Raw genomic sequence first — 12,026 nt, forward strand, 5'->3', positions numbered from 1 at the left:
CCGGAGCCGGCGCCACCCATCGTGAAGGAAGGGCGCACGACAACCGGATAGCCGCCCAGGGTGTCAACACCCTTGATGACGTCGTCCATGGTGTGGCAGATCACCGAGCGGGCGGACTCGCCGTAGCCGATCTTCGCCTTCACGGCCTCGACGACGCCCTTGAACAGGTCGCGGTCCTCACCCTTGTTGATCGCCTCGACATTCGCGCCGATCAGCTCCACGCCGTACTTCTCCAGCACCCCCTGCTCGTGCATCGAGATCGCCGTGTTCAGCGCGGTCTGCCCGCCCAGGGTCGGCAGCAGCGCGTCGGGGCGCTCCTTCGCGATGATCTTCTCGACGAATTCCGGAGTGATCGGCTCCACATACGTGGCATCGGCGATCTCGGGATCGGTCATGATCGTGGCGGGGTTGGAGTTCACCAGGATGACCCGCAGCCCCTCCGCCTTCAGGACCCGGCAGGCCTGGGTGCCCGAGTAGTCGAACTCGGCGGCCTGGCCGATGACGATCGGACCCGAGCCGATGACCAGGACGGACTGGATATCGGAGCGCTTAGGCACGCTGGCCCTCCATCAGAGAAACGAAACGGTCGAACAGATACGCGGCGTCATGCGGGCCCGCCGCCGCCTCCGGGTGGTACTGCACACTGAACGCCGGCCGGTCCAACAGCTGGAGCCCCTCCACCACCTGGTCATTCAGACACACATGCGACACCTCGGCCCGGCCGAACTCCGTGTCCGAAACCCTGTCCAGCGGGGCATCGACAGCGAAGCCGTGATTGTGCGCCGTCACCTCCACCTTCCCCGTGGTGCGGTCCTGCACCGGCTGATTGATCCCCCGGTGCCCGTACTTCAGCTTGTACGTCCCAAAACCCAGCGCACGGCCCAGGACCTGATTACCGAAACAGATCCCGAAAAGGGGCGTGGACCGCCCCAGCACACCCCGCATCAGCGCCACCGGGTGATCAGCGGTGGACGGGTCACCCGGACCGTTGGAGAAGAACACCCCGTCCGGCCCGACCGCGTACACCTCCTCCAGCGTGGCCGTCGCCGGCAGGACATGCACCTCGATACCCCGCTCCGCCATCCGGTGCGGCGTCATCCCCTTGATCCCCAGATCCACCGCCGCCACCGTGAACCTCTTCGTCCCGACCGCCGGGACGACGTAACCCTCCTTCGTCGCCACCTCGGCCGACAGGTCCGCACCGGCCATCTCGGGGGCCTGGCGCACCTTCGCCAGCAGCGTCCCCTCATCCGCGATCGCGCTCCCCGAGAAGATCCCCACCCGCATCGCCCCCCGCTCCCGCAGATGCCGGGTCAGCGCACGCGTGTCCACACCACAGATCCCGACAACGCCCTGCGCCACCAGCTCCTCATCCAACGACCGCTGCGCACGCCAGTTGGACGCCCTACGCGCAGGGTCACGAACGACATACCCCGCAACCCAGATACGCGCCGACTCCGCATCCTCGTCATTCACACCGGTGTTCCCGACATGCGGGGCCGTCATAACGACCACCTGCCGGTGGTAGGAAGGATCGGTGAGGGTCTCCTGATAACCGGTCATCCCGGTCGAGAACACCGCCTCCCCAAAAGTCTCCCCCACAGCCCCATAAGCACGACCGCGAAACACACGACCGTCCTCCAGGACGAGTACGGCGGGCGGCGCCCCTCCTCTGCTCCTCCCCGTCATCGGTCCAGTCCGCAGGCCACACGTGCTCCTCGTTGCGGAACGCACTCCAGGCGGAACTGGGCCGCCGTCCTGAGGATGGCCTTCTCCACGTCGCCGCTCGATCCGCCGCGGAACCGGAACCGGGCGCCCACGTGCTCGTACCCGCCCACCCGCGGGACCACCTGGCCCACGGCCGGGACCACCGAGGCGTAGGGGCCCTCGCCGGGGGTCGGCGGTTCGGGGAGTTCCCAGGCCGTCACGCGGCAGGGGGCCGGTACGGGTGAGGGCACCAGCAGCCAGCCGCCCGTACACCATGCGTCCGGTACGGGGAGTTCCGGGCGCCGGCCGAGCTGGACGTCGGCGGCGGCGCGGGCGAGGTCGATGCCGTGCACCTCCCGCCAGACGAACGGGATCTCCGCGCCACCGACCCGGTAGCCCGCCTCCAGGAACTGGATCGAGGGCGAGCCGTCGGCCGACGTACCGACGAACGCCTCCAGGTGGAAGACCCACGGTTCCGGGCCGAGCGCCCCCGCCACTCGGGAGGTGAACGCGCCGAGCGGAACGAGGAGTTCGGGGTCGTCGACCTCGACCGAGCCGAGCGCCTCGCCCTGGGTGAAGTCGACGCAGGTGTTGACGTACCGGGAGGCCCGCCAGGGGCCCAGTTCCTGGCCGGTCCACAGGCCGTCGATGTGGAAGATCGGGTCGGCGCAGAACGCCTGGACCAGGCGCGGTTCCGGCGGTGAGGTGCGCAGGAGCGGCAGGTCGGCCTCGGAGGCGAGGCGTACGACGCCCCGGCTGGCGGTGCCCCGGCGCGGCTTGACCACGACGGGCCACCCGTGGTGTCCGGCGAAGGCCAGGACGGCGGCCTCGTCGGGGGCGTCCGCGAAAGCGGGGGCCGGTATCCCGGCGCCGGCGGTGACCTGGTTCATGGTGAGCTTGTCGCGGAAGCGGGCCAGGGGGCCGGAGGTCTGGCCGGCGCAGCCCAGCCGCTCGCGGACGAGTGCGGCGGTGTCGAGGTCGCCCTCGTTGAGGGCCACCACGCGCTCGGGGACACCGAAATGGGTCCGCAGTTCGGTCACCGCGCGCCAGACGGCGTCCAGATCGTCGGTGGCCGGGACGGTACGGGCGGCTGCCGCGCCGCCGGGCACGGAGTCGAGTGCCAGTTCCGTGGTCACGTAGGTGACCCGGTGGGCCCGGTGGTCGATGTAGTCCTCGTAATGGGCGTGCCGGTCGCGCCAGCGGTGGATGACGACGATGTGTTCGCTCATGCCCCATCGGCTCCGGCGGCCGACATGTCCCGGACCCGGCCCACCGCGAAGGTCGCGGAGACCACGGCGGCGCGGGCCGAGCCGAGGGCGCCTCGCGCCGCGTCCAGGTCGCCGTCCGGGAGCTGGCCCACGATGTCGGTGGCGCAGTCGATCAGGTGCAGCGCGGCACGGGCGAGGGGCTGCTCGCTGCTGTACCGGTCCTCGACCAGTTGGCGGACGGTGTGCAACTGGGCGACGGGGTCCGGCCAGGACCCCTCCGCCACGGCGGGGCAAATGATCGTGTTCATGGGTGAGTCCATCCCAGGAGGCAGGGGCCGTGGGCCGGGGCAGCAGGCGAAGGCCGGGGCCGGGGCCGGGGGGCAGGCAGCAGGAGAGAGCCAGGGCCGGGGGGCAGCAGGCAGGGGCTGGGGGCAGAAGGGCAGGCCGTACGGAGGCCAGGGCAGCCGGGGCCGGAACGGCCAGGGCGGCAGGGGGCGGCAGGGGGCGGAACGGCCGGGGCGGCAGGGGCGGAACGGCCAGGGTGCCGGAACGGCCAGAGGGCCGAGGGGCCGGAACGGCCAGGGCGGGGCGGACCGGCCGGGGGGCCGGGGAGCCGGAACGGCGGACGCCACGGTTCGAAGGAGTCCCGGCCGTTTTGCACCCGGCCGTTTTGCACCCAGCCGTTTTGCACCCGGCCGTTCCGCACCCGGCCGTTCCGCACTCGGTCGTTCCGGACCCGGACCCCGGGTCGGCAGCGTGCGAGGCGGAACCGGGCGGCCGGAAGGCCGTGGCGCCGCGCCGTCAGCTCGTCTTGAAGCGGATGCGGTCGTTCGTCGCCTCGCACCTGGCCACGGCGTCGTCCGCGTCGCGCCCGGAGGCGATGACGTACCCGGAGACACAGTCCGCCACGGTCAGCAGCGGGGGCACGGTCTCCCCGACGCTCTTGCCGATCACCGCCGCCACCTTCGTGTCCGTGAACTCGTCCAGGTACGGGAGGAAGACGTGCTGCTTCTCGTCCCTCGGGACCCGGCGGATCTCGTCGGCCGCGTCGTCGTCCACCTCGATGGCGTCGACGGTGCCCGGTTCCGGGGTGAAGAAGCGGACCGCGGCGCCGCCCAGCGGCTCGGGCGAGTTCTGCGGCAGTTCGTCGATGCCGAGCGGGACCGTGAGGAACATCCGGTTGAGGTTGAGTCCGAAGGCGCGGCGGACCAGCTCGGGTGCGCCGCTGCCGGCCAGGCGGGCGTGTGATTCCAGGACGCGCGGGCCCTTCGGGGTGAGGACGAACTCGCTGTGCGAGGGCCCCTCGGTGAGGCCCACCGCGTCCAGCAGCTTCGGGGTGAGTTCGCGGAGTTCGGCGAGCCACGGGGCGGCGTACCGGCTGGGGGTGCTGACCTCCCACTCGACGTACCGCTCGTTCATGCGGTACTCGGAGTAGCCGATGGTCAGGTGGCGGCCCGCGTGTGAGAAGGAGTCGACGCTGACGACGGGGCCGTCGAGGTACTCCTCGGCGATGACGGTCGAGATGTCCGCCTCCTGGAGCGCCTGCCAGGCCTTCGCGGCGTCCTCGGGGCCATCGACGGGGTGGATGTGCAGGCTGGCGACGCCGTCCACCGGCTTGACGATGATCCGGTCACCCACCTCCGCCCGGAACGCGGCGATCTCCTCGGCGCTCTGCACCATGCGGTAGCGCACCGGGCTGATGCCGTGCTCGTCCAGCAGTTGCCGGGTGAGCGCCTTGTCCTTGAGGGCGCGGGCGGTGAACTCGGTGACTCCGGGCAGGCCGAGGGCGTCCACGACGAAGCCGGTGGATTCGGCGGCCGGTTCGGTGGTGGTGAGGACGCGGTCGAACGGGCGCTGGTCGTGCAGCGGCTTCAGGAGTTCCAGGATGGCCGGGCCGTCGTCCAGGGGGCCGTGGATGATGCGCTCGCAGTGCTGGGCGACGGCCACGTCGTAGGCGCCCTCCTCGTGGACGAGGACGACGTCGATGCCGAGTTCCTTGGCTCCTGCGACCGGTGCCGGCCGGCCGCCGATGACTGCCACGCGGTACTTGCCCATGGGGTTCCCTTCGGAGTGTGTGCGGTGGGTGCGGGGTGAGCGGAGAAGCGGAGCGTTCTCGTGGTCAGACGTGGTCAGACGTGGTCAGGCGGCGTAGCAGCGGCGGAGCCAGCGGGCCGTCGTGTTCGGGTGCGGGGTGAACGCCTTGCGGCGGTGCAGTACCCGGAGGTTGTCGAAGATCATGAAGTCGCCCGGCCGGAGGATGAGGTCGGCGGACGGGATGTCGAGCAGGACCTCGCGCCACCGCTCCAGCGCCTGCTGGGCGGCGGGCGTGAGGCCGGCCGTCGTTCCCCGGTCGTAGCGGGCGCGTTGGCGGCCGTCCGGCCCGGACTCCAGGACCGGGGTCTTCACCAGCGGGCCGATCGTCCCGCCGTCGTTGGAGTCCGGCGCACCGACCTCGAACTCCGGTGCGCTGAGGGCGGATCGGGTGTCCTCGTCGAGCCGTACGACGACGTCGTCCAGGGCCGCGATCTCGGTGGGGATGCGTTCCTCGTTGCGTATGGCGAAGAAGGTGAGGTAGGGCGGTGTGTAGAGCCGGGGGTCCGATCCGGGCGGGCCGAACGGCTGGTGGGGGTTGTCGGAGTGCCAGAAGAACTCCGAGTCGGCCCCCCAGGAGCTGGTGGTTCCGGAGGCCGCCGGGTTGGGCACGACATTGCGGATGAGCCGGCCGTCGTTCTCGTAACTCACCGCGAACGGCGTGCATCCGAGCAGCCGGATCAGCCCCAGGTGGATCGCGTTGGTCACGGCGAGTTCGGCCTCGTCGGCGAATCCGCTGACCGGGGTGGCGGGGAAGTCCTGGGTGGGCAGGTTGGACAGGAGTAACGCGTGGGAGCCCGCCGCGGTGAACACCTGGCTGCCCTGGAGGATGTCACCGGGCAGATGGCGTCGCAGCGCGTACGCGCCGATGGAGCCGAGAATGGCGTCGTCCAGGTCGGAATCGAGGCTGGTCTCCGATACCCGGGCCGAGATCTCCTTGCGCAACAGGTCCCGGGCGTTGTCCTCGACTCGGTACCGGGCGAACTGGAGCAAGCTGGTCATCGTCTGTCTCCGTTAGGTCGGTTGTACGCCCTCGTTGCATCGCTCAGTGGGCCGGTGACGGGGCCGGCGCGTTCCAGTACGTGGCCGCGCGCCGGTTCCAGCGGCGGGCCAGGGGGTCGTCGACCAGTCGGCTCAGCAGGCCGACGGGCGTCACGACGAGGTAGTAGGCGATGAGGAGCAGGAAGGTACGCATGGGTGTTCGTTCCGTTTCTCGTGGCGGCGATGCGGAGGGCTCCGGCCCCGGGGGGCCAGGACGGGGCCGACGGGGCTCAGTCGAGAGGGATCTCGTCGCGCCAGTCGGACGCTTCCTGCCACGCGGGCTGGTCGCCCTTCTCCAGCAGGAAGTTGCCGAGCGCCAGCATGTCGATGTCGGTCCGCATGAAGCAGGTGTAGGCCTCCTGCGGGGAGTTGACGATCGGCTCGCCTCGTACGTTGAACGAGGTGTTGACCAGCACCGGGCAGCCGGTGAGGGCCTTGAAGGCGGTCAGCAGCCGGTGGTAGGCCGGGTTGCTGTGGCCGGTCACCGTCTGCACGCGCGCCGAGTGGTCGACGTGGGTGACGGCGGGGATGGTGGAGCGCCGCACCTTCAGCAGGTCGAGCCCCGAGGCGCCGCCGTCCTGGGCCTCCAGCCGCTGGGCGGCGGCGACCTGGGAGACGACCAGCATGTACGGGCTCTCCTGCGGCAGGTCGAAGTAGTCCTTGGCGTCCTCGGCCAGGACGGCCGGTGCGAACGGGCGGAAGGACTCCCGGAACTTGATCTTGAGGTTCATCGCCGACTGCATGTCCGGGTTGCGCGGGTCGCCGATGATGGAACGGGCGCCCAAGGCCCGGGGCCCGAACTCCATGCGCCCCTGGAACCAGCCGACGATCTTCCCCTGGGCCAGCCCGTCCGCGACCTGTGCGGCCAGGGTGTCGCTGTCCAGCCGCCGGTACGGGATGGCGTGCGCGTCCAGGTAGGCGGCGATCTCCTCGTCGCCGTAGGCGGGCCCGAGCAGGGAACCGCTCATCGCGTCGAACCCCGTACGGACGTGGTCACGCCGGGCGCCCCGCTCCATCGCCACGGCCTGGGCCGCGCCGAGGGCTCCCCCGGCGTCGCCGGCGGCGGGCTGGACCCAGACCTCGTCGAAGATCCCGGCGTCGATCACCTTGCCGTTGGCCACGCAGTTGAGGGCGACGCCGCCGGCCATGCAGAGCCGGGACTCCCCCGTACGCTCGCGGGCCGTCCGGGCAAGCCGGAGCACCGCCTCCTCGGTCACCGCCTGCACCGAGGCGGCCAGGTCGAACTCCCTCTCGGTGAGCGGGGTTTCGGAGGTGCGGCGCGGGCCGCCGAAGAGTTGCTCGAAGCCGCGTCCGGTCATCACCTGGCCGCGCAGGTACGCGAAGTAGCGCATGTCCAGGCGGAAGGAGCCGTCGGGCTTGAGGTCGATGAGCTTCTCGCGGATGAGGTCGGCGTAGCGCGGTGTGCCGTAGGGCGCGAGGCCCATGAGCTTGTACTCGCCGGAGTCGACCTTGAAGCCGCAGAAGTAGGTGAAGGCGGAGTACAGCAGGCCGAGCGAGTGCGGGAAGCGGAGCTCCGAGACGGGGCGGAGGTCGGTGCCGCGGCCGTGCCAGAGGGTGGTGGTGGCCCATTCGCCGACGCCGTCGATGCAGAGCACGGCGGCGGACTCATAGGGGCTGGGGAAGAAGGCGGAGACCGCGTGCGACTCGTGGTGGCGGCGTACGGAGAGGTCGGGCACCCGGCCCCGGCCCAGTGCGGCGAGTTCGGCGCGCACGGTGTCGGCGGTGCGCAGCTTGCCGCCGGGGCCGAGCCAGGCGGGGAGCGTGTCGCGGAAGGAGGCGAAGCCGGTGGGCGCGGCGCCCGCGAAGGTCGCCAGCACCCGGCGGAACTTCAGCCGGGGGTCCTCGTAGTAGGCGACGGCGGAGACGTCGTCCAGGCTCACGCCCTGCTCGTCGAGGCAGTACGCGACCGCGCGGGAGGGGAACGAGGGGTCGTGCCGCCGCCTGGTGAAACGTTCCTCTTGCGCCGCGGCCACGGGCACGCCGTCGGCGATCAGGGCGGCGGCGCTGTCGTGGTAGAAGGCGGAGACTCCGAGAATGAGGTCAGACACCGCTGCGTTCCTCCGGCTGGGTTCGGATTCGGGATCGGGGGCGGGGCGGGGGTGGGGACCACGTGGGCACGGGAGGGCCGGTCCGCGTCCGGGGCCTCACTTGCGCCGGCCGGTGAAGCGGGTACGGCGGGCGGCGAGGCGGGCCCCGACGCTCCTCGGGGGGTTGAGCGAGCGGTAGCCCACGCGCACCCGGCCCCACACGTCGGCCCGGGCGCCCGGCCCGGGTGCGTCGGGCAGCGAGGCCAGCAGGGTGTCCACGGCGTCGGCGGCCCAGGCGGAGTGCCCGGTGGCCACGTTGTCGATGGTGTTGTGGATGTCCACGAACCGGGTGCTGAAGCCGTACGCCTTCAGAGCCAGGCGGGCCCGCCGGTAGGTGCCGCCGACGCCCGACAGCTCCATGGCCAGGTTCAGCCCCAGGACCTCCGGCAGGAAGGTCTGCGGGAAGCGGCCCACGCACAGCCAGTACACCGGGAGTTCGAGCGATTCCTCCCGGAAGCCCGGCCACTGTGCGAACGCGGCGGAGGCCGTCGGCGGCAGCTCCACCCCCATCTCCTTGAGTACGTCACGGTAGATGAGCGGATGGTTCAAGTGCGGTTCGCCGTTGCCGAGTTCGTCCCAGTAGGTCTCGAAGAGGGAGTGCCCGATCGCGGACGAGGCCTGCTCGTAGTCGGTGAATCCCTGGAGCCAGCTGCCGTCGATCAGGGTGAGCGGAGCCGTCTGCACGGTGTCGTCGACGACCGCCTCCTTGGAGGGCAGTGGTATCGCCGCGTTCTCCTCGAACTCGGCCCCGTGCCGGTCGTGTTGCGCCTGGAGCCAGGGACGTAGCCCTTCATGGCCCCAGCGCTCGGGCAGCGGCATCACCGTACGGTCCATACCGTGCCCGGAGCGGGCGAGCCAGCCGGCCACGTACTCCATGGCCCAGGAGCGCAGGGCGGGGGTGTCGGTACGGTTCATCAGCAGGTGGTACGCCTCGCGCAGCCCGGACGGCGCACGGCCCGGGGAGCGCGCCCCGGCCCGCAGGGCTCCGGCGACGGCCGCCAGGGGGTCCTGTGTTCCGGCCACGGAGGACTGCCCCGGCGACCCGCCGGCCCGTACGCCCTCCGGCCCCGCCTCGGAGGCCTCCACGGGTCTGGCCGGGAGTGAGTCGATCCACCGCCGGATGACCGTCAGGTCCTCCGGCGAGAAGACCCGGAACATCGGTCCGCGCTCGCCGACCAGTCCCCGCACCAGCGAACTGGCTCCGGAACGCCCGGGCTTGACCAGCTTGCTGCGCGCCAGGACGTCGAGCAGCGGGCCCGGGTCGGTGCGGCACTCGGCCAGCCAGCGGGCCAGCGGCTTGCCCTCCAGCAGGAACTGGTGGTGGTAGACGGCGCCTTCACGTGCCCGCAGCCGCATCAGCTCGGCCATGTCGAACGCGGGGTCCCCGGCGGCCACCAGCTCCGCGTGGAGCGCCTGGGACCAGTCGCGGAGGCCGGCCAGCATCCAGCGGAAGCCGGAGCGCACCGCGGCGGCACCCCGTTCGCCCTCCCGCTCGACCAGGGCGGCCACCGCGGCGCGGCACCGCTCGACGGGTGAGGGCCCTTCGGCCTCACGCCGGCCAGCCGGGTCCAGCGTCGCCCAGTCCGCCTCCGTCGGCAGCACCTCCTGGACCAGCGCCAACGCGGGCAGCGGCCCGACGGCGCGCAGGCACAGGTCGGCGCCGAGAATCTCGCCCCGGAAGTCGTCGGGGCGCCGGCTCATCGCCAGGAGCAGCGCCGGGAGGCGGAACGCCCCGTCGGGGATGCGCTGGTCGCCGGTGAGGCGCGCGGCCGGTGCCGCGTTCTCGGCGAGCCGGAGCCGGCGGAGCAGTTCGAGGTAGGCGCTGCCCCGGGAGGCCGCCGGGTGGCCGGCGCCCACATCGGACGCGTACAGGGCGAGGATGCGCAGCACCAGGGGGTCGTCGGCGTTCCCGGGGGCGCTGAGCCACTGGAGCCAGGCGCCGGACAGGAGGGCGAGCGGGGCGCAGCCGAGGACAGCCCGCCGGACGAGCACCTGGTGGTGGCCTTCGGGGCGGTCGCCCGCTTCCTCGTCCTCGGCGTCGACGAGGGTGCGGAAGCGGGGACGCTCACCGGCCCCCCAGTCGGCGGCCTGCCGGACGAGGGCGTCGAGCGTGTTGTCGTCGTCCGTGGCGGCGGCCGTGGCGTGGCGGCGGAGTACGGCCCGTACCTCCTTGACGAACCCGCCTTCCGGAAGGGACGCTTCCGGGTCGGCGGCGTACGCGTACACGGTCCGTGCGGAGCCGCCGTCCTCCGGCAGGCCGTGCGGGCGCCCCGCCTGGTGCTCTGCGGGCAGCGTGGCCGTGGCAGCTGCCTGTTGGCTGTGCATCGTTCCCCTCTCTGGCGTCTCTCCCGCGTGGTGGAGCACCCGGGGCTGTGCGGTGCGCGCGGTGCGCGTGCCTGCTGTGCGCGTGCGGTCAGAACATGGGGTAGATGGAGGCGTCGTTCTTGGCCTTCCGCTTACGCCGGAACACCTTGGCGAAGACTTTCCGTACGAATGACATGACTGAACAGCCCTCTCTTGCAGTGAAGGAAAATGGGGATCGCCCCGGACCGGGTCGGATCTAATCGGATCGGATCGGTCAGGAAAGCCCGAGGGATTCGGCGAGCACGCGGGAGGCGATCTCCGTACCGTGGTCGGTGAAATGCGCGCGGTCCACATAGAGCCAGTCGTCCCCCGTGACGGACTCGGCGAGGACGGGGCTCATGTCCAGGAAGCGGATGTCCTGCTCCTTGCAGGCCACCTGGAGCGCGTCGGCGTAGCGGCGGCCGGTCTCCAGGGTGGCGATGTCGCCGTACAGCTCCCAGAAGTTGGAGACCTCGTCGAGCTCGCCGAAGACCGCCTTCTCCTCGCGTGAGCCGGTCTCCCGCACCCAGGTGGCCAGCGGTTGCAGTACGTAGGTGATGCGGGCGCCGGTCGGCCCGGCCAGCAGGCGCAGGGCGGCGAGGTGGCGGGCGGTCAGGTCGACGGCGTACGCGATGCGGTCCGCGAGCGGGGGCACCACGTGGGGCTCGTCCCCCGGCCCTCCGGGGCGCCGGCCGAAGCCGCGCTTGGGCTTGCGGTGGGCGGCGCGCAGCTCCTCCATCTGGTCGAAGTACTCACCGCAGTTGAAGAACCCGCCGTGGTCGCCGCGCTGGGCGTCGGGCAGTCGGCTGAGCGCCAGGTCGTTGAGTCCGGAGAACACGACGATCTCCTCGATCTCGGGGACCAGTTCCCGGTGCATCAGGAAGAGCAGCAGTTCCTGCATCGAGTTGTGGCTGCGTCCGGCAAAGTTGAGCCAGGGGACGGAGGGCGCGTACCGGCTCCAGAGGCGGGAGGCCATGGTGGCGGCGTCGCCGGTGGCTCCGATACCGAACGGGGTGGAGCTGCCGGCCAGCAGCCGGACCGGACCCTTCGGCGCGTTCGCCACCGATCCCTGCTCGGTGGCACCGTGGGAGATCCGGAATCCCAGCCGATCGGTGTTTATCGTCGCGGAACGGTAATCGGCCCGGTGGAAATACATGAGGTACGGCAGGTACCGGGTTTCCGCGCGGTCGTCGAAGTCGTCGTACCGCAGCATCTGCGGGGTCAGGATTTCACGCTGGGATTTCACGGGCAGGACGCTCCTCGATTCAGGGCTCGCTCTTCCGATGGGCATGTCTCGGCGCCGTACGTGACGAGCTTTGCCGGTCGGCGGCCCTGACTGAAGGGGCCCCTGGGGTCGGGAACGCGCACTGCGGGTTCCGGAAGGGGGGACAGAGGTGACAGAGAGGACAGAGCGGGCGAAGGGCTCAGTTCGCCGGCGGTCGGGAGGGCACCGGCACGTCCGGCGCCGCGGCCGTGTCCGGTTCGATCGCGCTACGGGGAGCGGCGGGACGGCCCGGGATCGAGTTGC

9 protein-coding genes and 1 pseudogene are annotated in these 12,026 nt (G+C 71.4%); all 10 read right to left on the minus strand.

Annotated features, from left to right (window positions below; translation table 11 throughout):
- Positions 1-557, minus strand: a pseudogene (gene carB, locus ACIQAK_RS22010) (carbamoyl phosphate synthase large subunit); the annotation flags it as partial.
- On the minus strand, positions 550-1,689 hold the full coding sequence (gene carA / locus ACIQAK_RS22015; RefSeq protein WP_401848725.1) for a glutamine-hydrolyzing carbamoyl-phosphate synthase small subunit: 1,140 nt from the start codon (positions 1,687-1,689) through the stop codon (positions 550-552). The gene carA and the pseudogene carB, both read right to left, overlap by 8 nt.
- On the minus strand, positions 1,686-2,936 hold the full coding sequence (locus ACIQAK_RS22020; protein WP_366390597.1) for a biotin carboxylase: 1,251 nt from the start codon (positions 2,934-2,936) through the stop codon (positions 1,686-1,688). Before ACIQAK_RS22020 ends, carA begins: the two co-directional genes overlap by 4 nt.
- Positions 2,933-3,223, minus strand: coding sequence for a hypothetical protein (locus ACIQAK_RS22025; RefSeq protein ID WP_366390598.1), 291 nt, complete (start codon positions 3,221-3,223; stop codon positions 2,933-2,935). Before ACIQAK_RS22025 ends, ACIQAK_RS22020 begins: the two co-directional genes overlap by 4 nt.
- 493 nt (positions 3,224-3,716) lie before the next feature.
- Positions 3,717-4,970 carry an ATP-grasp domain-containing protein gene (locus ACIQAK_RS22030; protein ID WP_366390599.1) on the minus strand — a complete coding sequence of 418 codons (1,254 nt, stop codon included), beginning with the start codon at positions 4,968-4,970 and terminating at the stop codon, positions 3,717-3,719.
- An 84-nt stretch (positions 4,971-5,054) separates the two neighbouring features.
- Positions 5,055-6,008: a TauD/TfdA family dioxygenase gene (locus ACIQAK_RS22035; RefSeq protein WP_366390600.1), complete on the minus strand. Its 954-nt coding sequence runs from the start codon at positions 6,006-6,008 to the stop codon at positions 5,055-5,057.
- Between the two features lie 43 nt (positions 6,009-6,051).
- Positions 6,052-6,201 carry a hypothetical protein gene (locus tag ACIQAK_RS22040; protein ID WP_366390601.1) on the minus strand — a complete coding sequence of 50 codons (150 nt, stop codon included), beginning with the start codon at positions 6,199-6,201 and terminating at the stop codon, positions 6,052-6,054.
- Between the two features lie 76 nt (positions 6,202-6,277).
- Positions 6,278-8,116: a carbamoyltransferase gene (locus tag ACIQAK_RS22045; protein WP_366390602.1), complete on the minus strand. Its 1,839-nt coding sequence runs from the start codon at positions 8,114-8,116 to the stop codon at positions 6,278-6,280.
- 96 nt (positions 8,117-8,212) lie between these two features.
- Positions 8,213-10,480 carry an iron-containing redox enzyme family protein gene (locus ACIQAK_RS22050; RefSeq protein WP_366390603.1) on the minus strand — a complete coding sequence of 756 codons (2,268 nt, stop codon included), beginning with the start codon at positions 10,478-10,480 and terminating at the stop codon, positions 8,213-8,215.
- Positions 10,481-10,733: 253 nt separating this feature from the next.
- Positions 10,734-11,744: an Inducer of phenazine A gene (locus tag ACIQAK_RS22055; RefSeq protein ID WP_366390604.1), complete on the minus strand. Its 1,011-nt coding sequence runs from the start codon at positions 11,742-11,744 to the stop codon at positions 10,734-10,736.
- Positions 11,745-12,026: the final 282 nt, after the last annotated feature.

It is taken from the genome of Streptomyces sp. NPDC088706 (assembly GCF_044752765.1).
Classification (GTDB): Bacteria; Actinomycetota; Actinomycetes; order Streptomycetales; family Streptomycetaceae; genus Streptomyces.